General features: G+C 59.7%; 19 protein-coding genes. 6 read left to right on the forward strand and 13 right to left on the reverse strand.

All coding sequences use genetic code 11. The features are described 5' to 3' along the window. The first annotated feature begins 331 nt into the window (after window positions 1-331). Window positions 332-3,832, forward strand: coding sequence for a DNA polymerase III subunit alpha (gene dnaE / locus ACZ5A6_RS04855; RefSeq protein ID WP_019565483.1), 3,501 nt, complete (start codon window positions 332-334; stop codon window positions 3,830-3,832). A gap of 12 nt (window positions 3,833-3,844) precedes the next feature. Here the strand turns inward: dnaE and ACZ5A6_RS04860 are convergent, their stop codons facing one another. The 3 genes from ACZ5A6_RS04860 to ACZ5A6_RS04870 form a co-directional block, all read right to left on the reverse strand. Next, a complete protein-coding gene (locus ACZ5A6_RS04860; protein WP_112154933.1) occupies window positions 3,845-5,083 on the reverse strand; it encodes a L,D-transpeptidase family protein in 1,239 nt (412 codons plus the stop codon). Window positions 5,084-5,248: 165 nt separating this feature from the next. Continuing rightward, a complete protein-coding gene (locus ACZ5A6_RS04865; RefSeq protein ID WP_025593266.1) occupies window positions 5,249-6,532 on the reverse strand; it encodes a DNA polymerase IV in 1,284 nt (427 codons plus the stop codon). 69 nt (window positions 6,533-6,601) lie between these two features. Beyond that, on the reverse strand, window positions 6,602-6,910 hold the full coding sequence (locus ACZ5A6_RS04870; RefSeq protein WP_080798728.1) for a DUF3572 domain-containing protein: 309 nt from the start codon (window positions 6,908-6,910) through the stop codon (window positions 6,602-6,604). A 131-nt stretch (window positions 6,911-7,041) separates the two neighbouring features. On the opposite strand from ACZ5A6_RS04870, the gene ACZ5A6_RS04875 reads away from it, so the two are divergent. Next, the gene (locus ACZ5A6_RS04875) at window positions 7,042-7,413 is read left to right on the forward strand and encodes a response regulator (protein WP_003496409.1); all 372 of its coding nucleotides are present in this window, start codon (window positions 7,042-7,044) and stop codon (window positions 7,411-7,413) included. A gap of 18 nt (window positions 7,414-7,431) precedes the next feature. Next, window positions 7,432-8,802 carry a PleD family two-component system response regulator gene (locus ACZ5A6_RS04880; RefSeq protein WP_019565487.1) on the forward strand — a complete coding sequence of 457 codons (1,371 nt, stop codon included), beginning with the start codon at window positions 7,432-7,434 and terminating at the stop codon, window positions 8,800-8,802. Between the two features lie 880 nt (window positions 8,803-9,682). Here the strand turns inward: ACZ5A6_RS04880 and rpmG are convergent. The 6 genes from rpmG to topA all read right to left on the reverse strand — a co-directional run bounded on the left by rpmG (window position 9,683) and on the right by topA (window position 17,335). Beyond that, window positions 9,683-9,850: a 50S ribosomal protein L33 gene (rpmG, locus tag ACZ5A6_RS04885; protein ID WP_003496403.1), complete on the reverse strand. Its 168-nt coding sequence runs from the start codon at window positions 9,848-9,850 to the stop codon at window positions 9,683-9,685. A gap of 89 nt (window positions 9,851-9,939) precedes the next feature. After that, window positions 9,940-11,103, reverse strand: a complete 1,164-nt coding sequence (locus tag ACZ5A6_RS04890; RefSeq protein ID WP_019565488.1) for an MFS transporter — start codon at window positions 11,101-11,103, stop codon at window positions 9,940-9,942. Between the two features lie 17 nt (window positions 11,104-11,120). Next, window positions 11,121-11,789, reverse strand: coding sequence for an NUDIX domain-containing protein (locus ACZ5A6_RS04895; protein WP_003512714.1), 669 nt, complete (start codon window positions 11,787-11,789; stop codon window positions 11,121-11,123). Window positions 11,790-11,809: 20 nt separating this feature from the next. Beyond that, window positions 11,810-12,253, reverse strand: a complete 444-nt coding sequence (locus ACZ5A6_RS04900; RefSeq protein WP_003512717.1) for a DUF983 domain-containing protein — start codon at window positions 12,251-12,253, stop codon at window positions 11,810-11,812. A 46-nt stretch (window positions 12,254-12,299) separates the two neighbouring features. Further along, the gene (rnr, locus tag ACZ5A6_RS04905) at window positions 12,300-14,654 is read right to left on the reverse strand and encodes a ribonuclease R (RefSeq protein ID WP_174061446.1); all 2,355 of its coding nucleotides are present in this window, start codon (window positions 14,652-14,654) and stop codon (window positions 12,300-12,302) included. Next, entirely contained in the window at window positions 14,651-17,335 is a 2,685-nt protein-coding gene (gene topA / locus ACZ5A6_RS04910; protein ID WP_025593271.1) for a type I DNA topoisomerase, read from the reverse strand. The genes rnr and topA overlap by 4 nt, the downstream gene beginning before the upstream one ends. Window positions 17,336-17,593: 258 nt before the next feature. Between topA and ACZ5A6_RS04915 the strand changes: the two genes are divergently transcribed. Next, on the forward strand, window positions 17,594-17,824 hold the full coding sequence (locus tag ACZ5A6_RS04915) for a hypothetical protein (RefSeq protein ID WP_019565491.1): 231 nt from the start codon (window positions 17,594-17,596) through the stop codon (window positions 17,822-17,824). Here the strand turns inward: ACZ5A6_RS04915 and dprA are convergent. From dprA to ACZ5A6_RS04935, 4 genes are read right to left on the reverse strand one after another with little or no spacing between them, the layout of a single operon-like run. Continuing rightward, complete coding sequence (dprA, locus tag ACZ5A6_RS04920) at window positions 17,780-18,919, reverse strand: DNA-processing protein DprA (RefSeq protein WP_065704684.1); 1,140 nt, start codon at window positions 18,917-18,919, stop codon at window positions 17,780-17,782. The genes ACZ5A6_RS04915 and dprA overlap by 45 nt on opposite strands. 21 nt (window positions 18,920-18,940) lie before the next feature. Beyond that, a complete protein-coding gene (gene plsY, locus ACZ5A6_RS04925) occupies window positions 18,941-19,558 on the reverse strand; it encodes a glycerol-3-phosphate 1-O-acyltransferase PlsY (protein WP_003512722.1) in 618 nt (205 codons plus the stop codon). Window positions 19,559-19,606: 48 nt separating this feature from the next. Further along, entirely contained in the window at window positions 19,607-20,899 is a 1,293-nt protein-coding gene (locus ACZ5A6_RS04930; RefSeq protein WP_174061445.1) for a dihydroorotase, read from the reverse strand. Continuing rightward, window positions 20,896-21,837: an aspartate carbamoyltransferase catalytic subunit gene (locus tag ACZ5A6_RS04935; protein WP_003512724.1), complete on the reverse strand. Its 942-nt coding sequence runs from the start codon at window positions 21,835-21,837 to the stop codon at window positions 20,896-20,898. The genes ACZ5A6_RS04930 and ACZ5A6_RS04935 overlap by 4 nt, the downstream gene beginning before the upstream one ends. A gap of 129 nt (window positions 21,838-21,966) precedes the next feature. Here ACZ5A6_RS04935 and ACZ5A6_RS04940 point away from each other — a divergent pair, with 129 nt between their 5' ends. Both ACZ5A6_RS04940 and ACZ5A6_RS04945 read left to right on the forward strand, forming a co-directional pair. Further along, window positions 21,967-23,619: an acyl-CoA dehydrogenase family protein gene (locus ACZ5A6_RS04940; protein ID WP_013635968.1), complete on the forward strand. Its 1,653-nt coding sequence runs from the start codon at window positions 21,967-21,969 to the stop codon at window positions 23,617-23,619. 139 nt (window positions 23,620-23,758) lie between these two features. Continuing rightward, window positions 23,759-24,370, forward strand: coding sequence for a GNAT family N-acetyltransferase (locus ACZ5A6_RS04945; protein WP_003512727.1), 612 nt, complete (start codon window positions 23,759-23,761; stop codon window positions 24,368-24,370). The last annotated feature ends 38 nt before the right edge of the window (window positions 24,371-24,408 follow it).

Here is a 24,408-nt window from a genome sequence, read left to right on the forward strand (position 1 = left end):
TGGAGTCAGTGGCTTGCCATTCACGAAGGTGGAACCGCAGCCGATTCTGCCGCGTTAGCAAGGGGAATATTGGTAAAAGCCTGTTGACAATCGAACAAAATGAGAACAAAGTTAGAACATAACGAGTAAGGAGAGACCAATGACTGATTTCATCCGTGACGTTGCCGCTTTCGCCTCCATCGCTGTGTTCGTCGCCAGCTTTTCGGTGATCCTCACTGCCCTGTGAAGGGCACACCGGCGCAGAAGCCTGTATAGACGCCGAAAGGCGGTGGACTTTGAAGGCCGAAAATCGGAAAATCGCCCCCTCGATTCAGAATGACAGGATGACGATATGGGCGAGACGGTTACGCGTGGAGAGACCTCTGGCGAAACGCTGAAAACACCCGGTTTCGTCCATCTGCGGGTTCACTCCGCTTACTCCCTGCTTGAGGGGGCTTTACCCCTCAAGAAAATCATGTCCAAGGCCGTTGCAGACGGCCAGCCAGCCATAGCCATTACCGACACCAACAATCTTTTCGTCGCGCTGGAGTTTTCCGAAAAGGCGCGTGACGAGGGCTTGCAGCCTATTATCGGCTGTCAGGTGTCGATCGACATGCAGGATGCGGTGGATGATCGCCGCAACCACAACAGCCACCTTGCCAAGCTTCCAGCCATCGTGCTGCTCGCGGCTGATGCCGGAGGGTACGAGCGGCTGGTGGACCTTATCAGCCGCGCCTATCTGGAAGGCGAAAGCGGTGGCCAGTCCGTGCATATTACCCGTGCATGGCTGGAGGAAGCCTCCAATGCCGGGCTGATTGTGCTGACGGGTGCCTCCGGTGGTCCGGTGGATATGGCTCTGAAGGAAGGGCATACGGCGCAGGCGAGAGAACGCCTGCTGGCGCTGAAATCACTCTTCGGTGATAAGCTTTATATCGAGTTGCAGCGTCAGTCCGGTTTCGACCGCGCCCATGAGCGGCGTATGATCGGGCTTGCCTATGAACATGATATTCCGCTGGTCGCCACCAACGAGGCCTTCTTCCCTTCGAGGGCCGATTATGAGGCGCATGATGCATTGATGGCGGTGGCGCATAACGCCATCGTTTCGGATGACAGCCGGTTCCGCCTGACCCCCGACCATTATATGAAAAGCCGTGAGGAGATGGCGGAGCTGTTTGCCGACCTTCCGGAGGCACTGGAAAACACCGTCGAAATCGCAATGCGTTGCTCGTATGTGCTGAAGAAGCGTGGGCCGATCCTGCCGCGCTTCACCGGTGCCAGCGACGATCCCGAAGCGGCGCAACGGGCAGAGGCCGAAGAGCTTCGCCGTCAGGCCGTCGAAGGTCTTGATCTTCGCCTTGCGGCCCTCGGCATGGCACCTGGCTACACAGAGCAGGAATATCGCGACAGGCTGGATTTCGAGCTTGGCGTCATCGAACGCATGGGTTTTCCCGGTTACTTCCTGATCGTTGCGGACTTCATCAAATGGGCCAAGCAGCAGGATATTCCAGTCGGCCCCGGCCGCGGTTCGGGTGCAGGCTCGCTCGTGGCCTATGCGCTGACCATCACCGATGTCGATCCTCTGCGCTTCTCGCTGCTGTTCGAACGCTTCCTCAATCCCGAACGCGTGTCGATGCCCGACTTCGATATCGACTTCTGCCAGGACCGCCGCGAAGAGGTGATCCGCTACGTGCAGCGCAAATATGGCCGCGAGCAGGTGGCGCAGATCATTACCTTCGGTTCGTTGCAGGCTCGCGCGGCATTGCGCGACGTCGGCCGCGTGCTGGAAATGCCCTATGGACAGGTGGACAAGATCTGCAAGCTGGTCCCCAACAACCCGGCCAATCCGACGCCGCTGTCAAAAGCGATCGAGGAAGAGCCGCGCCTGCAGGAAGAGGCGGACAAGGAACCCGTCGTTGCCCGACTTCTGGATATCGCCCAGAAGATCGAGGGGCTTTACCGTCACGCCTCCACCCATGCTGCCGGTATCGTCATCGGTGACCGGCCGCTGTCGAAGCTGGTGCCGATGTATCGCGATCCGCGCTCCGACATGCCGGTTACCCAGTTCAACATGAAGTGGGTGGAAAGCGCAGGCCTCGTCAAATTCGACTTTCTCGGTCTGAAGACGCTGACGGTGCTGAAGGTTGCCGTCGATTTCGTTGCCAAACGCGGCATCAAGGTCGATCTCGCCGCAATTCCGCTGGACGACGCCAAAACCTACGAGATGTTGTCACGCGGCGAAACCATCGGCGTGTTCCAGGTGGAAAGTGCCGGCATGCGCAAGGCGCTTATCGGCATGCGCCCGGACTGCATCGAGGACATCATTGCGCTGGTGGCGCTTTATCGTCCGGGTCCGATGGAAAACATTCCGGTCTACAATGCCCGCAAGCATGGCGAGGAGGAACTGGAGTCGATCCACCCCACCATCGACCACCTCCTGAAGGAAACGCAGGGCGTTATCGTCTATCAGGAACAGGTGATGCAGATCGCCCAGGTTCTGTCAGGTTATTCGCTCGGCGAAGCCGATCTTCTGCGCCGTGCGATGGGCAAGAAGATCAAGGAGGAGATGGACCAGCAGCGCGAGCGCTTCGTCGACGGCGCGATCAGAAACAGCGTGTCGAAGCCGCAGGCCAACACCATCTTCGACCTTCTGGCGAAATTCGCCAATTACGGCTTCAACAAGAGCCACGCCGCCGCTTACGCCATCGTGTCCTATCAGACCGCCTATATGAAGGCGCATTATCCGGTGGAGTTCCTTGCGGCCTCCATGACGCTGGATATGGCCAACACGGAAAAACTCAATGATTTCCGCCAGGATGCCAGCCGTCTCGGTATAGAGGTCGTGGCACCTTCGGTGCAGACGTCCTTCCGGCAGTTCGAGACGGGTGAGAACCGCATCTATTATTCGCTGGCCGCCATCAAGGGCGTGGGCGAGGGCGCGGTGGAACACATCGTTACCGTGCGCGACGGCAAGCCATTTGCGAGCCTGGAGGATTTCTGCCTGCGCATCGATCCGAAGCAGATCAACCGGCGTGTGCTCGAAAGCCTCATCAACGCTGGCGGTTTCGATTGTTTTGGCCGCGACCGCGCCGAGATGATCGGCGGGCTGGACCGCATTATCGGTTATTCGCAACGCGCGCAGGAAAGCCGCGTTACCGGCCAGTCGGACATGTTCGGCTCCGGCGGCGCAAGCGGTCCGGAAAAGCTCATCCTGCCTGCCTTCCAGCCGTGGCTCGCCTCGGAAAAACTGCTGCGCGAATATCAGGTGCTCGGTTTTTACCTGACCGCACATCCGCTCGATACCTACCGCCCTGTATTGGAAAAGTTGCGGGTGCAGAATTTCGCCGATTTTTCCGCCGCAGTGAAACAGGGGGCGACCGCCGGGCGTCTGGCCGGCACCGTCACCGGCAAGCAGGAACGCAAGACCCGCACTGGCAACAAGATGGGTATCGTCACCTTCTCCGATGCCTCCGGCCAATATGAGGCGGTGTTGTTTTCCGAAGGGCTTGCCCAGTTTCGCGATCTGCTCGAGGTGGGCAAATCGCTTGTTATCACCGTGCAGGCGGAAGAGCGCCCGGAAGGCATCGGTCTTCGCATCCAGACGGCGCAATCGCTCGAGGAAAAATCCGTCCAAATGCAAAAGGCGTTGCGAGTTTATGTGCGCGATTCAGGCCCGCTGAAAACCGTTGCCCGCCACCTCAATACCAAAGGTGACGGATCGGTTTATTTTATCGTCATCAAGGACGAGGGGAGCCGTGAGATCGAGGTGGAGCTGACGGAGAAATACCGTATTTCCCCTGAGATCGCCGCCGCACTTCGCTCCGCCCCCGGCGTTGTTGATGTAGAGCTGGTGTGAGGCCTCAAGCCCTCAAACCGGCCCTTCCTTTGTCACGGTAATGAAGTCCGTTCCCATCCCTGTCTCCATCTGATGACTGAGGTCGGAAACGGTAATCGAACTGCCGGTTGAAAGCTCTTTCTCGATTCGGGAGCGAATTTCAGCCGGTATTTCGAGGCGATCGAGCACGGCGCTTAGCTGGTCAAAGCCACCGGGCGCTTCGGTAACGGTGATGCCGAGCCGCTTGCGGGCTGCGGCCGGCAGATGGTTTTCCAGTGTTACGCCATTCCATTCGGCGGTTCCGGCTGCGCGGTTAACGGCAACGGCTTCGAAGAAATGCGTTCCGAGTGCCACCTCGGGATCCTTGATGTCGATCGCAGCCTCGAATAGCGGCTTGAAATCCTGTCGCACCATGATCTGGCCATTCGGTGGATGATCTTCGCCGGCGGATGCGTAAAGCGCAGCGACGAAATCGTCGGTCAGTAGCGGCCCGGTGGTTTTCAGCCCCTTCCAGCGCTTGAACCCGTTGACGGCGCTGATCGTCATTTCTCCGGTATAGCCGTCCGGTGCGCCGGCATCGAAGCCAAGGCGGGTCAGCACGGCCTGAATATCCATCACCTTTTCGCGCTCGCCGCGCCGGGTGATGAGGATGCGCAAGGGCGAGGGCTCCTTGCCTTTGGCCATCGGTTTGATGGCTTGCGTTTTTTCATTCACGGCCACCTCAACGGTGCCCAATGCGGCGTCGAAGGTCGCGGGGCGCAGCTCGACGTCGGATAAAAGCAGCTTGCCGTCATCGGCATCGTCCCGCGGCTCAAACAGGGCTGAATGTTGTACGGAGCGCAGAGAAACCGGCCGGTCGGTGATGATGACATGCACGCCGTAGCGGGTCTCGCCGAACAGCGACTGCGCGAATTTCGAAGGCAGGCGCACGCAGCCATGCGAGGCCGGGTAATTCGGCACCTTGCCTTCGTGCAACGCGATGCCCGACCATGTCAGTCGCTGCATGAAAGGCATGGGCGCGGCCGAGTAGATGTTCGATTCGTGGTATTTGCGTTTTTCCAGAATCGAAAAAATGCCGCTCGGCGTCTCATGCCCGGCCTTGCCGGTTGAGACCTTGGATGTAGCAACGATCTCGCCGTTCTCGTAAAGCGCCAGCGATTGATCGCTTTTCGAAACGACGATCTGCAGGGACTTGTTGTCGGCGGCAAGCGCCGGAAAGGCAAGAATGCTGGCCGACAGCATGCCGGTCAGAAGACGGAAGCGAAGGGACATGACGCAATACACCACATGCACAAAACTTCGTTTACTCAACCACGCGAAGTTTAATGAAGTTTAAGGATAGGGCGTCTGCCACATCACTAATTTGTGTAATATCTAAAATATGGGCGGGGTGTTGCAGGCCGCAGGGTTTCACGGCGTTTGCAAGCGGCATGACCGCTATTTGCGTGTGCCGAAAGTGTAGCCGGTCTCGACGCTGCCCTTGCCGAACTTGTCGCGCAACTTGTCCATTGCCGCTTCCGCCGCCGCCCGCCGTTCCGCCTGCCTGTCGACGAGATCGGGAGGATCGGCAAGGTCCGCATCGCGCAGATCACTGACGCCTATGCCGATCAGGCGAAACTTGGTGCCGTCGGTTTCTTTCGCAAGCAGCGAAAGGCCGGTACGGAATATGCGGTCGGCAAGCTGGGTAGGGTCATCAAGCTTGCGGTTGCGGGTGCGGAGTTTGAAATCGGCCGTCTTCATTTTCAGTACAACCGTCTGGCCGGAAATGCCGCTCTTCTTCAGCCGCCAGGCAACTTTTTCGGAAAGCGACCGCAGGATCGGTACGAGGTCCTCGTGGCGAGAAATATCGTTGAAGAAGGTGGTCTCGGAAGACACGCTTTTCACGGGGTCGTTATTGTGCACGTGCCGTTCATCGATACCGCGCGAAAGCCGGAACAGCCGTTGTCCCATCACGCCATAGCGGCGCATCAGGTCGCCTTCCTCCATCTCCTGCAACTGCGCGATCATGCGGATGCCGTCCGCCTCCAGCGTCGCCGCAAACGCTTTTCCAACGCCCCATATCGTCGTGACCGGCCGTGCTGCCAGAAAGGAAAGCGCTTCCGCTTCGCCGATCACCGAAAAACCGCGCGGTTTTTTAAGGTCGGACGCGACCTTGGCCAGAAATTTGCAGTAGGACAGCCCGGCCGAGACGGTCACGCCCACTTCTTTTTCCACCCGTTTCACAAATTTCGCCAGAACCCGGGCAGGTGGATCGTGATGCAGCCTCTCCGTTCCGGAAAGATCGAGAAACGCCTCGTCTATGGAAAGCGGCTGCACGAGCGGTGTCAAATCCTGCATCATGGTTCGGATCTGACGGCCGACGCGGCTGTATTTTTCCATGTCGGGCTTGATGACCACGGCGTCCGGACAGGCTTCCAGCGCCTTGAACATCGGCATGGCGGAGCGCACGCCCTGGATGCGGGCAATGTAGCAGGCAGTGGAAACCACGCCGCGTTTTCCGCCGCCGATGATCAACGGCTTGTCGGCAAGCTCGGGATTGTCCCGTTTTTCAACAGAGGCGTAAAAGGCGTCGCAATCGATATGGGCGATGCTGAGGTCGTAGAGTTCGTCATGGTAGACGAGGCGGGGACTGCCACAGGCGCGACAACGCCTCAGGTCCGCTGGCTGGCCGGCCAGACAGTCGCGGCAAAAACCGGGATCATAAAGATGCGACGTGGACATAGGCCGAAAACAAAACCAGAACGTCGCCAACCATACTCCGGCCGTGACGGTGGCTCAAGGGGGGGCCTGTCAATACTCACCCGAATCCAGCCCCGGGCCGGAAAAATGGTGCCAGGCGGCGGCAACCGTTTCGGGGGATGTTTCGGTCGCCGCGCAGAAGGCCATGAGGTCTGGTTCGTGGCTCATCAGAAAATCGGTGAGCCCCGCCAGAAAGCCGGGATCGTGGGCGGCATGGCGCAGCATATTGGCCTGCAATCCGCTCAGCGCCAGAAAACGCCCGAGCATTTCCGGCTCGTTTGCCAGCCAGCCAAGTATGGCGGCCGCCGTTTCTTGCGGATCTTTTCCGGCATTGTCTTTGTTTTTTGTATCTCTCAGCATTTCTCTACCGAAGTTACCTATTTTGAAACCAAATCGTTCTAGCCTTGCGCAACAAATGGACGATGGAATCGGTTCTCTGGCACCCTATATGTCTGGGAGAAGGTTTCAAAGCGAAACGGGGACTGCCCACCATGCCCAAGCAGGTCATGATAGTCGAAGACAACGAGCTGAACATGAAGCTCTTTCGTGACCTGATCGAGGCGTCTGGCTATACGACGATCCAGACACGCAACGGCATGGAAGCGCTGGATCTTGCCCGCAAGCATCGCCCCGACCTCATTCTCATGGATATTCAGCTGCCGGAGGTTTCCGGGCTGGAGGTGACGAAATGGCTGAAGGAGGATGATGAGCTGCACGTCATTCCGGTCATCGCGGTAACTGCCTTCGCTATGAAGGGGGATGAGGAGCGCATTCGTCAGGGCGGATGCGAGGCCTATGTGTCCAAGCCGATCTCCGTTCCGAAATTCATCGAAATCATCAAGACCTATCTAGGCGATGCGTAAGGCGGTTGGGGAACTGTTATGACGGCGAGAGTTCTGGTTGTTGACGACATACCCGCAAACGTAAAGCTTCTCGAAGCCCGGCTTGTCGCGGAATATTTCGACGTCGTAACCGCCGAGGATGGTTTCAAGGCGCTTGATATCTGCGACCAGGAACAGGTCGATATCATCCTGCTGGACATCATGATGCCTGGCATGGACGGTTTCGAGGTCTGCGAACGGCTGAAGGCCAATCCGAAAACGGCGCATATTCCTGTTGTCATGGTCACCGCACTCGATCAGCCCTCGGACCGCGTGCGCGGCCTGAAAGCCGGCGCCGATGATTTTCTGACCAAGCCCGTTAACGACCTTCAATTGATCGCCCGTGTCAAAAGCCTCGTGCGCCTCAAGGCCGTCAGTGACGAATTGCGGCTGCGGGCCGAGACCGCGCGCGAGATCGGCATCGAGGAGATGCTGCGCAGCGATGGCCTCATGCAGACGCCTGGCCGCGTTCTGGTGGCGGATGGCCGCGCCAGCTCGCAGGAACGCATCGTCAGGGCGCTGAAGCCGGTTGCCGAGGTCGATGCCGTCACGGAGCCTCAGGCGGCCCTGTTGAAGGCCGCGAGCAACCCCTTCGAGCTTGTCATCGTCAATTCCAATTTTGAGGATTACGATCCGCTGAGACTGTGTTCGCAGCTTCGTTCGCTGGAGCGTACCCGGTTCCTGCCGTTGCTTCTGGTAGCGGAACAGGGGGCGGACGACATGGTGGCGCGGGCGCTCGATCTTGGCGTGAACGATTATATTCTCCGCCCGATCGATCCCAACGAACTTGTCGCCCGGTCTCTGACGCAGATCCGGCGCAAGCGCTATAACGAGCATCTGCGGCTCAATCTCCAGCACACGATGGAGCTTGCTATCGTCGATGGGCTGACTGGTCTTAACAATCGCCGTTATCTCGACAATCATCTGAAAATACTTTTCGACCGCGCCGCCGTGCGTGGCCGCCCGATTTCCATTTGCATGACCGATATCGACCGCTTCAAGCTGGTCAACGATACCTATGGCCACGATGTCGGCGATGAGGTTCTGCGCGAGTTTGCAGCCCGCATCCGCAGCACGGTGCGCGGCGCCGATCTTGCCTGCCGGTATGGCGGGGAGGAATTCGTGGTCGTGATGCCCGACACGCCGATGGAGCTTGCCACAAGCGTTGCCGAACGCCTGCGGGCAATCATCGAGGACAAGCCGTTTCACGTTCGTTCCATCGACCGCGAGTTGAGTATCACGGCTTCGCTCGGCATCGCCACCAGCAGTGGAGCATTCGGCGCGCCGGACGAGCTTCTGAAGCAGGCCGACAGGGCGCTCTACGAGGCGAAACACACGGGACGCAACCGCGTCGTGGCGGCCGCCGCCTAAAGGCGCAGACCCATGACGCTGACAATCCGTGCCGCCTTTTGAGACTTTCGACGTTTACCGTAATCGATAGCCGCCCAAAGACCTGACGGCAAACTGTGGCAAGCGCGAAGTCCCTGACCTTGCCAGTATTTTATCTTCTTACAATGAGGGGGTGAAGTCTAACAGGGTTAATAGAGTTCAAGTTGAAAAATACGTTGAATTCAATCGCTCACGGAACTATAGTGTGCCAGCGTTGTATATTTAACCATGTTTTCCAGGTGATGTATCTCTGGCTTAAGAATTTGTTGATTTTTATTTTACTTCTGCGCACACTCCCAATCGAGAATAACAGTTCTTCCGGCGGTTTTTCCGTCTAGTGATGAAGAAACGATGGCGGTTTACACCGCTGATGTTTCGGTCGTCAGGGGCTGGTATTGCGTAGTTTGAATGCCCCATGATGCTCAGGTCCGCCGCATCTCCTGGATCGTGGGGTCGGTCGGCTGACGATGTCCGAATCGGTTCCTCGTGCCGTGATCACATCGTTGGCCGACCGCCTTATCTCCGAAAATATTCTGTGCTTGTGCTGCCGCTTATAGCGCAGCACATCCGGCTGCGCGCGCAGGCAGCGCGCTGTCGCAGGGGTTGGCGCATTTGGCCGATGAGACGCTGATTAGGAGAGGCGCTGGTTAGGCGAGACGGTGATAAAGAGTTTTCCCGCCGTGCCGATAGCGCCGACTGGGTTCCAAACTCAAGAACCGCAACTAGGAAGGTTGCGATTCGTTGGCCCGTGGCGGGCCTTGCGAGGGCGCTGGCGCAAAGAATGCCGTTGGCGGCAATCCTTTCCGTACAAACAAAAAACGCGCCCGTTGGGCGCGCTTTTGCCGGAGAACCCGATCAAGAATTACTTGATCTTGGTTTCCTTGAATTCAACGTGCTTGCGTACAACCGGGTCATACTTCGTCTTCGTCATCTTGTCCGTGAACGTACGGCTGTTCTTGGTGGTGACGTAGAAGGTACCGGTGTCGGCTGTCGACAGCAGCTTGATCTTGATTGTTGTAGCTTTCGCCATGGTCGTCCTGCCTTTAAACAAAAGAGAAGCCGCAGGCGCTTCTCACCTCGGCTAAATCTGGCGCGAAACTACGTATCGCGCCTGAAAAGTCAAGTCTGTTTTGCCCTGAAAACAAAACGGAAGGCATAAAGCACCACGTAAAGCCCGAAAAACACGGCAAGCGCCCAGGCGAAACCATCGGTACCCGCAACATCCATGGAAATGCCGACGGCCTGTGGTCCGGCTATAGTGCCCATGGCATAGCAGAAGATGAAGGCGGCGTTGGCGGCCACCAGATCGGCCCCTTTGAGACGCGATCCCAGATGGGTGAGGCCGACAGTATACATGCCGGATACGAGGCCGCCCCAGAACAGCAGCAGGGCCGCGACGAGAATCCATCTATCCACCAGCAAGGGCAGCGCCAGCGTGCCGCAAACGCCCGCAAAGGCCATCAGCGCCAGCATTGTGCGCCGGTCCTTCATTCGGTCAGAAAGCAGGCCGATCGGTATCTGGAAGACCATGTTGCCGATGCCCATCACGGTCAGCAGAAGTGCCGCCTGCGATTCGTTGAAGCCTTCGCGGGTCGCATAGATGGGAAAGAGCGACAGACCGCCCGCTTGCACGGCGCCGAACACGAAGGCCGCAGCCGAAGCCATCGGCACCAGCCATATATAACGGGCGAAATGGTGGTTCGGCCTTTCGCTCAGCTCCGGGCTTTCGCCGCGCGCAAGGAAGATCGGGATCGCGGCAAGCAGTATGATTGCTGCCCCGACCAGAAACGGCAGGATGCCATCGCTGCCGACCACGGAAAACAATAACGGGCCAACCGCAAACCCAACCGCAAGTCCGGTGGCGTAGATGCCGAGAACCATGCCGCGTTTTTTTGGCGGCGCGGTCATGTTGATCCAGTATTCGGAGAGGATGAACAGCGTGGTGGTTGCGCCATGGAAGACGATTCGCAGCGGAAACCACATCCAGAAGGCGTCGGCGAAATAGAAACAGAGCGCACTCAGGGCCGACACGACAACGGCAAATAGCATCGTTCGCGCCACGCCGAAATCATGGGCGATCTTGGTGGTCACCGGCGCTGCCATCATCGCCGCAACGCCGGCCATTGCCGAATTTACCCCGATCATGGTGGAGGAGATGCCGCGCTTCTCAAGGATGATCGACAGGAGCGGCAGGCCCAGGCCGATGGCGACACCGACCGCACTGATGGCGGAGATGGCGGCGATCAGTGAGGGCCAGTGAATGGCGTCCGCTTCGCATTTCATTTGTGACATGACGGCCTTTATACAAAGTCTCGAATGAATCGGCCGTGGCGCGTGACATAGAGCCGCGCGGGGCTTTCAAAGGGCAGTGACGGATCACCTATCATGAGTTTTGTGACATCTTCGAGAACCGTGCGTGTGATTTTCGGCATGTTCAGACTGGAAAGCGCTGTCATGTCAAGCCATTGCACATTGTGCAGCTCATCTGAATCCCTGATTAGCCGGGTATCCAGCCGCAACTCGTCGGCGTAACAGCAAAAGAATCGCGTGTCGTAACGCCTGATATTGCCGGGCGGGGTGATTGCGCGCGCCACATATCGAAAACGCGAAAGATCCGGACCATCAGCGTCCATGCCCATATCGACGCCGGTTTCCTCCACGAGCTCGCGCGCGGCGGCAAGCGCCAGCGCCCGTGCCCCGGCAGCGCTCAGGCGGCGCGCGGCAGACGTGGTGAGGCTGCGCAGCACGGCGGGGTGCAGATCGCCGGAGAAGGGCAGGGCGTGGTCGCGCGGATCGCGTTTGCCGCCGGGAAACACGTAAGCGCCGGGCATGAATATGTGGGCATTACTGCGCCGGCCCATCAGCACGCGAATAGCAGGGCCGGAACGATCAAACAGGATGATCGAGGCGGCATCGCGCGGCCGCAACGGGCCGCTCGCCGCTTGGGTGTTCGAGGGAAGCTCGGACACTTGCAAATTCCCGCCCGCCGTCAGTGGGAGGAGCCGTCTATCTGCACTTTTGGCTGTTTTCCGTCGAAGCCGTGCATTCTAAGTGCCCATTGCAGGCCGATGACACCACCCTTGATCGGTTGCAGCGTCAGAAGCGCGGCCAGAATGGTGATAGGCACCCAGATGGCGAAGTGTACCCACATGGGAACGGAAAGCACGAGATCGGTCATCATGAAGCCGCCAACGGCGATATGGCCGATGATGACGATGGAAATATAGGGCGGCAGGTCGTCGGAGCGGTGATGATGCATTTCCTCGCCGCAGGCCGCGCAATTGTCCACTGGCTTCAGGAAGGCCCGAAACAGGCGACCGCTGCCACAGGCCGGGCAGCGATTGGCCATGCCCCGCATGATCGAGCGGCCAAGCGGACGCTCCGCGCTTCCATCTCCGAAGGTAACCGTTTCCGAGCCCTGATTTGCACTCATCCTGAAGTCCTTCTCCCGTTTGTCTTAACCGCTTGACGCGGTCTTGTTACCGACGTCCTCTCGGCGGCCTTGTTCCCGGCTTGGCGGAAGGACGTGATGTCCGCCGGCCTGCCTTGTGGAACGACCGCGAGCCGACCGGCATCTTGCGCCCCGGGCTCAGCATTTCAAACCGCAGCGCACCAGCCAAGGGTACCGCTTCTGCAAGCCGCACCTGAACCGTATCGCCGAGCTGATAACCGAGACCCGTCTTTTCCCCCGTCAGAGCCTGATGGGCTTCGTCGTAGAGGAAATAGTCGGTTCCAAGTGTAGATATAGGAACAAACCCGTCAGCGCCAAACTGCGGCAGCGCGACAAATAGTCCCGCCTTGGTGACACCCGCGACGCGGCCATCGAACTCCTCACCGACGCGCTCGGAAAGATGGTGAGCGATCAGCCGGTTGATGGTGTCGCGCTCTGCGGCCATGGCGCGGCGCTCGAAAGTCGAGATTTCGGCGGCGATATCGTCCAGCGTCGCCTCTTCCTGCGGGGTGATGCCGCCTTCGCCGAGGCCTAGCGATCCGACCAGTGCCCGATGCACGATCAGGTCGGCATAACGGCGGATCGGTGAGGTGAAATGCGCGTACTTCATCAGGTTGAGGCCGAAATGGCCGATATTTTCCGGGCTGTAGATCGCCTGGCTCTGGCTGCGCAGCACCATCTCGTTGACCATGATCTGGTGCGGCGTGTCGAGTGCGCGCGCCAGAATGCCGTTGAAGGAATTGGCGCGCATCGCGACACCCTTGGCCATGGAAATGCCGATGGTGCCGAGGAATTCGCGCAGCACTTCCTGCTTGGTAAGTGTGGGGGCGTCATGCACGCGGTAGACCAGCCGCTGCTTTTTCTTTTCCAGGGTCTCTGCGGCGGCGACGTTCGCCTGGATCATCATTTCCTCGATCAGCTTGTGCGCGTCGAGGCGTTCGGGAATGACGACCTTGTCCACCGTGCCGTCGGGCCTGAGCTGGATCTTGCGCTCCGGCATGTCGAGTTCCAGCGGCTGGCGGCGATCGCGGCCGCGCTTCATCACGGCATAGGCGTGCCACAGCGGCTTCAGGATCGGCTCCAGCAGCGTGCCGGTCTTGTCGTCCGGGCGGCCGTCGATTGCGGCCTGCGCCTGCTGGTAGGAGAGCTTGGCGGCACTCTTCATCATGATGCGATGGAAAGTGTGGCTCGCCTTGCGGCCTTCCTTCGAGAACGTCATCCGCACAGCAAGGGCAGGGCGGTCGACGCCTTCCTTCAGCGAGCAGAGGTCGTTGGAGATGCGTTCCGGCAGCATCGGCACGACACGATCAGGGAAATAGACGGAGTTACCGCGCTTCAGCGCCTCGCGGTCGAGCGGTGCGCCTGATCGCACATACCAGGACACGTCGGCGATAGCGACGGTGACGATCACTCCATCAGGATTGTCGGGCGAGGGGTCGAGTTCGGCATAGACCGCGTCGTCATGGTCCTTTGCGTCGGCCGGATCGATCGTGATCAGCGGCAGGTCGCGCCAGTCTTCACGGTGCGACATGGTCGCGGGTTTTGCGGCATCCGCCTCGGCCAGAACATTCGGCGGGAAGATGTGCGGAATACCGTGGGCATGGATCGCGATCATCGAGATCGCCTTCTCCGAGGCGACTGAGCCGACCACCGAAAGAACCTTTGCGCGTGTCAGGCCGTAACGACCGCTGTTGCGCGAGGTTTCCACCTCGATCAGGTCGCCGTCCTTGGCATCGCCCACACCCTCGGGGTCGATGACCATTTCCTCGCCGCGCCGGTCGATCGGCATCAGGCGTCCGCCGCCGCCTTCCGTTTCCTTGAACACGCCAAGCAGCGCGTTCTGACGACGGTCGATCAGCTTGACGACACGGGCCGTGTAGGCCGGGCCGACGCTGTCCTTTGAAGGGAATATTTTTGCCAGAATGCGATCGCCGAGACCGGCAGCAGGGGCTTTCTTACTGCGATCCTGCGAGGACTGGCGGATGAGCACGGCGGGGGCCGCGCCCTGATCTTCAGGCCATTCGGCAGGCCGGCCGATCAATTCGCCGTCCTTGTCGCGGGTGGTGATGTCGAGAACCGTCACCGGCGGCAGGCCACCCGGTCGCGTCAGCGTCTTGCGGCTCTTCTGCACCATGCCGTCGCTTTCAAGCTCCTTCAGCAGTGCCTTGAGCACAACGCGGTCGTCGCCCTTCAGCCCGAAAGCCTTGGCGATTTCGCGCTTGGAGGCCTGCTGCGGATGCTCGGCGATGAATTTCAGCAGCACTTCGCGGGAAGGCACCTCGCCATGGATGATGCCTTCACCTTCATTTGCCCGCTTGCCGCGCCCGGTACGTCCGAAGCCGTCGCTGGCGGAACCCTGTCTCTGACGCGGCGCCTTGCTCACGATTCTGCCTTCTTGGGTTTGGCTGCGGCCTTCGGCTTGGCAGCCGTCTTGCTTTTCGTCGCGGCCTTGGCTTTTGTCGCCTTCGGCTTTGCGGCTGTGTCGCCATCGGCCTTCTTGGCAGCAGTTTTCTTGGCCTTGGCGGGCTTGCCGCCGGTTCCTGTCTTGGCGATACGCTCGGCAATCAGCACCAGCGATTCGTCAAGCGTCACGGAGGTCGGATCCTGCCCCTTTGGAATGGTGGCGTTAACTTTGCCCCAGTTGACGTAAGCGCCATAACGCCCGTCGCGGACAGTGATCGGGCCGCCATCGGGGTGATCACCCAGTTCCTTCAGCGCCGCGGGCGTGCCGTTGCGGCCGCGCCCCGGTCCCTTGCTCTGCTTCTCGGCAATGACGGTAACGGCACGGTTGAGGCCGATCGAGAACACGTCTTCGATGCTTTCGAGGTTCGCATAGGAACCGTCATGCAACAGGAAGGGTCCGTAGCGGCCAAGCCCGGCGGAAATCATCTTGCCGGTTTCGGGATGCTTGCCGATATCGCGCGGCAGGTTGATGAGCGCCAGCGCCTTTTCGTGGTCGATGTCCTCAGGCTTCCAGCCCTTGGGCAGCGAGGAGCGCTTGGCCTCCTTGCCATCGCCGCGCTGGATGTACGGGCCGAAACGGCCAGACCGAAGCGTCAACTCCTCGCCGGTCATCGGATCGGCACCCAGCGCTTTCGGCTCGTTGGATACGGAAGCTTCGGCTTCCGAGCCATCGGACGTGAGCTGGCGGGTAAAGTTGCACTCCGGATAATTGGAGCAACCGACGAAAGCGCCATATTTGCCGAGCTTCAGCGAAAGGTTGCCGGTGCCGCAAACCTGACAGATGCGCGGATCGGAACCGTCCTCACGCTTGGGGAAGACCAGCGGAGCCAGAACTTCATTGAGCGCATCCAGCACGTTGGTAACGCGCAATTCCTTGGTATCTTCGATCTGCGCGAAGAAATCCTTCCAGAAATCGCGCAGCACCTGCTTCCAGTCCAGTTCACCCGCGGAAATGCGGTCGAGCTTTTCTTCCAGATCGGCGGTGAAGTCGTATTCGACATATTTGGCAAAGAAGCTTTCGAGGAAAGCCGTCACCAGCCGTCCGCGCGAATGGGGAATGAGCTTGCGTTTGTCGATGATGATATATTCGCGGTCACTTAGCGTCTTCAGTGTCGCCGCATAGGTGGAAGGACGGCCGATGCCGAGTTCTTCCATCTTCTTGATGAGCGATGCTTCCGAATAACGCGGCGGCGGCTCGGTGAAGTGCTGGCTGGCGTTGATCTTCTGCTTGGCGAGGTTCTCGCGCGCATTGATCTGCGGCAGGCGGCCTTCATCGTCACCGTCGTCGCTCTGCTCGCCATCTTCTTTCTGGTCGGTATAGGCGGCAATGAAGCCGTCGAAGCGGATGACGGAACCGACGGCACGAAGCCCGGCCTTTTCACCGTCCTTGTCGGCAAGGATTTCCACCGTGGTACGTTCGATTTCGGCAGATGCCATCTGGCTCGCAATGCCGCGCTTCCAGATCAGGTCGTAAAGACGCAACTGGTCGGCATCGAGGTAACGCTTCACCTGATCCGGTGTGCGGTTAAAATCGGTCGGACGGATAGCTTCGTGCGCTTCCTGCGCGTTCTTTGCCTTGGTTGAGTAGAAGCGTGCTTTTTCCGGCACATAGCGGTCGCCGAACTGCTCGCCGATGGCGCGGCGTGCGGCATCGATCGCTTCCGGCGCCATCTGCACGCCGTCGGTACGCATGTAGGTGATCAAACCAACGGTTTCGCCGCCGATGTCGATACCTTCATAAAGCTTCTGGGCCACCTGCATGGTGCGCGAGGCGGAAAAGCCCATGCGCGAGGAGGCAGCCTGCTGCAGCGTCGAGGTGGTGAAGGGCGGGCCGGGATTGCGCTTGACGGGTTTCGCCTCGACCGTATCGACAATATAGGTCGCGCCTTCCAGGAGCGCCTTCAGGCGGTTGGCGTCATCTCCTGTCTTGATCGAACGGCCTTGCAGCTTCTTGCCATCGGCGGAAACCAGCTTCGCCTCGAACTCGTCACCGCGCGGTGTCTTCAACAGCGCGCTGATGTTCCAGTATTCCTCGGAGACGAAACGCTCGATCTCGGCTTCGCGGTCGCAGACGAGACGCAGCGAAACGGACTGCACGCGGCCGGCGGAACGGGCGCCCGGCAGCTTGCGCCACAAAACCGGCGACAGGTTGAAACCGACGAGATAATCCAGCGCACGGCGGGCAAGATAGGCATCGACCAGCGGCACGTCGATGTCGCGCGGGTTCGCCATCGCGTCCAGTACCGCCTTTTTGGTGATTGCGTTGAAGACCACGCGCTTCACCGGCTTGTCGCCGAGAACGCGCTTCTTCTTCAAGAGATCAAGCACATGCCAGGAAATCGCTTCACCCTCGCGATCCGGGTCGGTTGCGAGAAACAGGCCGTCGGAGGACTTCACCGCGTCGGCAATGTCCTTCATGCGCTTGGCGGATGCGCTATCGACCTCCCAGGACATTTCGAAGTCCTGGTCGGGCAGCACAGATCCGTCCTTGGCAGGAAGGTCCCGGACGTGGCCAAAGGATGCAAGAACCTTGTAGCCCGGACCAAGATACTTGTTGATCGTCTTGGCTTTGGCAGGAGATTCTACGACGACGACATTCATATTGTTTTTCTCTGGAACTGGTCCGTTAACATAGCCGGGTCACGGCATAATGCCGCAATTCGCCTTCTTTATAATTCGACATGGACAGGTAATGCGCGCGGGTCAAGAGGCAAGCCCGATTTTATCGCTCCAAGGCAATTGCAACCTATGGATAATCTGTCGTTGTATTGCAATCTTTGGTAAATTTGTTATAGTGACCAACATGATTTGAATTGACGTAATGATCTTTGTTTCAGGTTGAAATTCCAGGATAGATATATGGTCCCGAACGCAACAAACAATAATGCCGATAATGAAGGGACCAGAGAGAACTTGGCTTACATTCGCCAGATGCTCGCGGAACTGAGGCTCGTCGCCAATCGCGAGGGCGCCGACATGCTGTGCTATCTGATTGAAATGGCCTATGTGGAAGTCGGCGATATCCAGAGCGGGCGGCGCAAGCTATCAATCCGCGAGGAGCGAAACCCGCCCCCCGGCGTGCCGGTTTAACCGCCCGGCAATATCGAGTTCCAGCAGCACCATGTGAACCGTGGCCGCGGAAAAACCCGTGTGGCGAATGATATCGTCCGTTTCGACGGGTGAGTGCCCGAGAGCGGCGGCAACGATGCTACGCTCGTCATCTCCGGGTGGTGACATTTCCTCATCGGATCGTGGTTCCTCGACCTTGCGGTCATAGGGCAATTGCGGTTCCATCAGCGGTCGTAGCGCATCGAGAATATCGGCCGCCCCCGTGGTCAGCATCGCGCCTTCCTTGATCAGCCGGTTGGTGCCTTCGCAGCGCGCATCGAGTGGGGAGCCTGGCACGGCGAAAACCAGCCGGCCCGCTTCGCCGGCAAGCCGCGCCGTGATCAGCGAACCGGATCGTTCCGCCGCTTCCACTATGACGACGCCGAGTGAGACGCCTGATATCAGCCGGTTGCGGCGGGGGAAATCCCGCGCGCGTGGCTCCCAGCCGAAGGGCATTTCGCTGATCGTCGCGCCGCCCTGTTCGTAGATGTCCTGCAATAGCCCGAAATTTTCCTGAGGGTAGGGACGGTCGAGACCGCCCGCCAGCATGGCCACCGTGCCGGTTGCAAGGCTTGCCCGGTGCGCTGCCGCATCGATGCCGCGCGCCAGCCCGGAAGCGATCGTATAGCCCGCACGACCGCAATCGCGCGCCAGCATCGCGGCGAATTTCGCGCCGTTGATGGAGGCGTTGCGTGATCCGACGATGCCGACGCAAGGTCTTGTTGCGGTGGAAGCCGAGCCCTTCATGGCGATCAGTGGCGGCGCGCCGTCGAGCTGTCGCAGGGCAGGCGGATAGTCCGGCTCACCGATGCCGACGAAGCGAGCGCCGAATCTTTCAGCCGTTTCGATTTCGCCTTCCGCTTCCGCCTGCGTGGCAATGCGCGGGCTGCGCAATGAACCGCCGCGCCTTGAAAGTTCGGGCAGGGCAGAGAGCGCTTTTTCAGCGCTGCCAAAATGATTGATGAGTTCGCGGAAGGTGACGGGGCCGATATTGTCGCTGCGGATCAGCCGAAGCCATGCGACCCGCTGCCGCGCGGAAAGCTCTATGCCCTGCCGTGTCGTTTCCTCATGCGGCATGACGTATCCCTAAAGCTGGCCTTAGCCCTTTTGCCCGATCCTGCTTTCCGTGCCGGCCAGAAGCCGTGCGATGTTTTCCCGGTGTTTCCACCAGGAAATCACGCTCAGCAACGTTACCAGAAGCGCCGTCTTTTCAGGCCCGACTATCCATAGGGCGACCGGGATCACAAGCATGGCAACCAGCGCCGACAGCGAGGAATACCGGGTGATGAACGCGGTTGCGAGCCAGATCAGCGCAAAAGCCAGCATCATCAGGGGGGCAGCGCCTAAAAGCACGCCGATATAGGTCGCCACGCCCTTGCCGCCCTTGAAACCGAGCCACACCGGAAACAGATGGCCGAGAAAGGCAAAGAAACCGGCAACCAGCGACGCCTCGTAACCCCAGAGCGCATTGGCGACGAGCACTGCGGCGGTGCCCTTCAGCGCATCGAGCAGCAATGTCGCTGCGGCGAGCTTCTTGTTGCCGGTGCGCAGCACATTGGTGGCGCCAATATTGCCGGAACCAATCTTGCGCACATCGCCCAGCCCCGCCATGCGGGTAAGAAGCAGGCCGAAGGGTATCGAGCCGAATAGATAGCCAATCAGCGCCGCAAGCGCGAGAAGGGCAGGCGCCGTCTGCCAGTCAGTCAAAGCACTCATTCAACGTTCCCTCTCGTCGCGCGCCTGCGTGATCCCATGCCCGTGATCTTATGCCAAGGAATGAACCGCTTTGCCAGCCACATAAGTGGCGACAGCGCGGCCGCTGAAACGGGCATCCTCAAACGGCGTATTCTTGGATTTCGACACCAGTTGATCTCTCGCAACCAGCCAAGGCTCGTCCAGGTCGATCAGCGTGATATCAGCCTTCGCGCCGGCTTTAAGCGTTCCCGCATCCAGTCCGAAGATTTTCGCCGGGCGGGTGGAAAGCGCATCGATCAGCCGCATCAGCGGAACCTCGCCGCTATGGTGAAGGCGAAGCGCCGCCGCCAGCATGGTTTCCAGCCCCACCGCACCGCTTGCCGCATCCGAAAAGGGCAGGCGCTTGGTGTCCACGTCCTGCGGGTCGTGCGAGGAAACGATGATGTCGATCGTGCCATCCTTCAGCGCCTCGACCATGGCCTTGCGGTCGTCTTCGGCGCGCAAGGGAGGTGAGAGCTTGAAGAAGGTACGGTATTCGCCGATATCGTTCTCGTTCAGCGTCAGATGGTTGATCGAGATGCCGCAGGTCGCCTTGACGCCCCGCTGCCGGGCAAGACGGATCGCTTCTGCCGATTCCGGCACGGAAATCTTGGCGGCGTGATAGATCGCTTGCGTCAGACCGGCAATGCGCAGGTCGCGCTCCAGCGGAATGATCTCGGCTTCCTTGGGGATTCCGGACAGACCGAGCCAGCTTGCGAAAAGCCCCTCGTTCATGTCGCCGCCGCCGATATATTTGTCGCGGGTCTCAAGTGCAATCACCGCACCCAATTCGCGCGCATAGGTCATGGCGCGGCGCAACACCAGCGTGTCGGAAAGCGCCCTGCGGCCATTGGTGAAGGCAACCGCACCGGCTTCCTTCAGCATGCCGATCTCGGTCATTTCCTCGCCGTTGAGGCCCTTGGTCAGGGCTGCGGCGGGATGCACATTGACGAGCGCCTTGTCGCGTGCCGCCTTTTTCACATATTCGACCAGCGCAATGTCGTCGATAACGGGGTCGGTGTCCGGCATGACGATGATGCTGGTGACGCCGCCGGCCGCTGCCGCGCGGGAAGCGGATTCGATGGTTTCACGGTGTTCGCCACCCGGCTCACCGACAAAGACGCGGGCATCCACCAGACCGGGAACGGCCAGCAGCCCCTTGCAGTCGCGAACCGTCGCACCCTCGGGCACACCCTGGTTGTGTGCCTGCCCGCCGGAGTCGAGGATCGTGCCGTTGGCACCGATGACGATGCTGCCCACCTCGTCCAGATTGCGGGAGGGATCAACGATGCGAAGGTTTTTGAGAACGGTCACGGCACTCATACGCGCTCACCCTGATTTTGCGAGACAAGCAGGGTTTCCATGACAGCCATGCGCACGGCAACCCCCATTTCCACCTGGCTTTCGATGACGCTCTGCGGACCATCAGCCACTTCGGATGAGATTTCCACGCCACGGTTCATCGGGCCGGGATGCATGACCAGCGCATCTTCTTTCGCTGCCTTCAACTTTTCGGCATCGAGACCGTAATAGTGGAAATATTCGCGCACCGAAGGCACGAAGGAACCGGACATGCGCTCGCGCTGCAGGCGCAACATCATCACAACATCGGCGTTCTTCAAGCCTTCCTTCATGTCATGGAAGACCTCGACGCTCATGTCGCGGATACCGGAGGGAAGAAGCGTCGCGGGAGCCACGACGCGCACGCGCGCGCCCATCTGGTTGAGCAGGATGATGTTGGAGCGAGCAACGCGCGAATGCAGTACGTCGCCGCAGATCGCCACCGTTATTCCCGAAAGATCACCCTTGGCGCGGCGAATGGTCAGCGCGTCGAGAAGGGCCTGCGTCGGGTGTTCATGCTGGCCGTCGCCGGCATTGACCACGGAGCAGGCAACCTTCTGCGCGAGAAGGGCTGCGGCACCGGCCGAGGAGTGACGCACGATCAGCACATCGGGGCGCATGGCGTTCAGCGTCATCGCCGTGTCGATCAGCGTTTCGCCCTTCTTCACCGAGGAATTGCTGACCGACATGTTCATCACATCGGCGCCAAGCCGTTTTCCGGCAAGCTCGAAGGAGGATTGTGTCCGGGTCGAAGCTTCGAAGAACAGGTTGATCTGCGTGAGGCCCCGAAGCGTCGAGGTTTTTTTCTCGCGCTGACGGCTGATTTTCACCGCTTCGTCGGCCTTGTCGAGAAGCAGGGTTATATCCTGATGGGAAAGCCCCTTTATGCCGAGGAGATGGCGGTGGGGAAAATAGACCATGGAAATTGTCCTCCGGGTCGCAATAGTCAACGGGTCTATAAAGACAGGTGGCTTTGCGGGCAAGCATGCGATAAGCCGGGTTTTGGCATATACACGCAATAAAGCACGAATCCCGATAGAAGGATGCGAATGACAGGCATGAACCGGACAGAAGAATCGCTCGCCGAACTAAACCAGCCTAGCCTATGGTCCGGTATCAATGCCTATCGTTCCGATCCGCTGATCGTCGACCTCACATCCGGCCTGTCACGCAATCTGAGGGACGAGTTCGACCAGCTCGGCCGTTACGTCACCTCGCACGAAGCGCAGGAACTGGCGCGCATGGCCAATCAGGGCGTGCCGCAGCTGCACACGCATGGCCCGCGCGGCGAACGTCTCGATCAGGTTGAGTTCCATCCCGCATGGCACGCACTGATGCGCCGTTCCATGTCATCGGGTCTTCATTCCAGCGTCTGGGAAAATGCAGCCGAAACGCGCGGCAATGAACACAAGGCGCGCGCCACCAAATTTTATCTGACCTCGCAGCTCGAGGCCGGGCATCTCTGCCCGTTGACCATGACCAGCGCCTCCGTCGCAGCCATCATGACCTCGTCGCGTGTGCAGAAGGAATGGGTGCCGAAGATACTGTCGCGGAAATATGATTCCTCGCAGAAGCCGGCCTTGCAGAAAACCGCCGTCACCGTCGGCATGGGCATGACGGAAAAGCAGGGCGGCACGGATGTGCGCGCCAACCGCAGCACGGCGGAGCGGGTGGGCGAGGGCATCTATCGCTTGTCCGGCCACAAATGGTTCCTGTCCGCGCCGATGAGCGACGGTTTCGTCATGCTGGCGCAGATGGGCGACGGCATGGGCTGTTTCCTGGTGCCGCGTTATCTGGAAGACGGTTCCGCCAACGGCCTGCATTTCCAGCGCCTGAAGGACAAGCTCGGCAACCGCTCCAACGCCTCCGCCGAAGTCGAGTTCACCGATGCTTTCGGTTATCTTCTGGGTGAACCCGGCAGCGGTGTGCGCACCATTCTCGACATGGTGACGCTGACGCGGCTCGACTGCGCGCTGGCATCATCAGGCATGATGCGCGCTTCGCTCGCCGAAGCCGTGCATTTCGCACGCGGCCGTTCCGTCTTCGGCAAGACGCTGGTCAGCCAGCCGATCATGACGCGCGTTCTCGCCGATATGGCGCTGGATGTCGCAGCAGCAACGGCACTCTCCTTCCGGCTGGCATCGGCATTCGATGCCGCCCGCAACAATGCCTCCGAGGCGGCCTATGCGCGGGTGATGACGCCGATTGTGAAATACTGGTGCTGCAAGATCGCGCCGGCGTTGATTTACGAGGCGATGGAGTGCCTTGGCGGCAACGGATATGTGGAAGAACGGCCGATTGCCCGCCACTACCGCGAAGCGCCGGTCAATGCCATCTGGGAAGGCTCCGGCAACGTCATGGCGCTGGATGTGCTGCGTGTTCTTCAGCGCGGCAAGGATCTGTTCGATCTCGTTTTCCAGACGCTGGAGCGCGATCTCGGACCCGCCGGCAAAAAGACCACGGATGTGCTGCGCGCCGCAATCGCGCTTGCCGAACGCGATGAGGGTGCCGCCCGCCTGCTGGTGGAGCAATTCGCACTCGCCGCCGCTGCCGCCGAACTTTGCCGGCTCGGCGCCGGCAAGATCGCAGACGCCTTCCTCGAAACCCGTCTGGCGGGTGGTTGGCGACATACTTACGGCATGCTCGATTCTCGCTTTGATCCGAATTATATAATCGATTTATTGTATCCGCCCGCGTCCTGACCGATAAAGGGTGGAAGGCTGTTGTTGCAGTCCCTGTGGGAGGGGTATCGGATTTGAGAAAAGGCGTTGGCGTGGGGCGTATTTCTGTCTTTCAGTCGGTGGGCGCGTGTGCGGGCATGGAGATGGGGGTCGATAGCAGATGCTGACCTTCCGCTCCGCCCGTCCTGAAGATGAAGAGGCGCTCTACGCCATCAGTCTTGCCACCGGCGATGCCGGGCAGGATGCCACCCCGCTTTATCGCGATGGCCGCATGGTGGGGCATATTTATTCCGTGCCTTATCTGCATCTGTGGCCCGATGCCGTTTTTGTGGCAGAAGACGAAGAGGGTGTCTGCGGTTACATCGCCGGCGCGCTCGATACCGCCTTGCATGATGAGCGGCTGGAGCGTGAGTGGTGGCCGCATCTGCGCGCCCTTTATCCCGACCCCGTTGGCGATCAGCAAACATGGGACGCCGATCAGCGCCGTGCACATTTCATCCACCACCCGCGCCACACGCCAACCTGGCTGACCGATCCGTTTCCGGCCCATATCCACCTGAACCTTCTGCCACGCACACAGGGCAAGGGCGGCGGCACGCGGCTTTTGTCGCGCTGGCTCGATATGGCGAGACAAAACAACGTCTATGGCATCCACCTCGGCGCCAGCGAGCGCAACCAGGCGGGTATTCGCTTTTGGGAAACCCGCGGCTTCAAACGTCTCGAAACCCATGACACACCAGGCACCGTGTGGTTTGGAATGGCGCTGGAGTGATTATTTGCGGGGTACGGGTCTTCGATCTTCATTCATCC

Source organism: Agrobacterium sp. 6Ca8, from assembly GCF_055382765.1.

What these genes read in the sequence shown, in the direction of transcription:
- dprA (WP_065704684.1), bottom strand. Translation starts at nt 18,919, where the DNA reads ATGCCGCATGAGGAAACGACACGGCAGGGCATAGAGCTTTCCGCGCGG.
- ACZ5A6_RS04870 (WP_080798728.1), bottom strand. Translation starts at nt 6,910, where the DNA reads ATGCTGAGAGATACAAAAAACAAAGACAATGCCGGAAAAGATCCGCAA.
- ACZ5A6_RS04945 (WP_003512727.1), top strand. Translation starts at nt 23,759, where the DNA reads ATGCTGACCTTCCGCTCCGCCCGTCCTGAAGATGAAGAGGCGCTCTAC.
- ACZ5A6_RS04940 (WP_013635968.1), top strand. Translation starts at nt 21,967, where the DNA reads ATGACAGGCATGAACCGGACAGAAGAATCGCTCGCCGAACTAAACCAG.
- dnaE (WP_019565483.1), top strand. Translation starts at nt 332, where the DNA reads ATGGGCGAGACGGTTACGCGTGGAGAGACCTCTGGCGAAACGCTGAAA.
- ACZ5A6_RS04935 (WP_003512724.1), bottom strand. Translation starts at nt 21,837, where the DNA reads ATGGTCTATTTTCCCCACCGCCATCTCCTCGGCATAAAGGGGCTTTCC.
- rpmG (WP_003496403.1), bottom strand. Translation starts at nt 9,850, where the DNA reads ATGGCGAAAGCTACAACAATCAAGATCAAGCTGCTGTCGACAGCCGAC.
- ACZ5A6_RS04930 (WP_174061445.1), bottom strand. Translation starts at nt 20,899, where the DNA reads ATGAGTGCCGTGACCGTTCTCAAAAACCTTCGCATCGTTGATCCCTCC.
- ACZ5A6_RS04900 (WP_003512717.1), bottom strand. Translation starts at nt 12,253, where the DNA reads ATGAGTGCAAATCAGGGCTCGGAAACGGTTACCTTCGGAGATGGAAGC.
- ACZ5A6_RS04915 (WP_019565491.1), top strand. Translation starts at nt 17,594, where the DNA reads ATGGTCCCGAACGCAACAAACAATAATGCCGATAATGAAGGGACCAGA.
- ACZ5A6_RS04890 (WP_019565488.1), bottom strand. Translation starts at nt 11,103, where the DNA reads ATGAAATGCGAAGCGGACGCCATTCACTGGCCCTCACTGATCGCCGCC.
- ACZ5A6_RS04860 (WP_112154933.1), bottom strand. Translation starts at nt 5,083, where the DNA reads ATGTCCCTTCGCTTCCGTCTTCTGACCGGCATGCTGTCGGCCAGCATT.
- ACZ5A6_RS04880 (WP_019565487.1), top strand. Translation starts at nt 7,432, where the DNA reads ATGACGGCGAGAGTTCTGGTTGTTGACGACATACCCGCAAACGTAAAG.
- topA (WP_025593271.1), bottom strand. Translation starts at nt 17,335, where the DNA reads ATGAATGTCGTCGTCGTAGAATCTCCTGCCAAAGCCAAGACGATCAAC.
- ACZ5A6_RS04865 (WP_025593266.1), bottom strand. Translation starts at nt 6,532, where the DNA reads ATGTCCACGTCGCATCTTTATGATCCCGGTTTTTGCCGCGACTGTCTG.
- plsY (WP_003512722.1), bottom strand. Translation starts at nt 19,558, where the DNA reads ATGAGTGCTTTGACTGACTGGCAGACGGCGCCTGCCCTTCTCGCGCTT.
- ACZ5A6_RS04875 (WP_003496409.1), top strand. Translation starts at nt 7,042, where the DNA reads ATGCCCAAGCAGGTCATGATAGTCGAAGACAACGAGCTGAACATGAAG.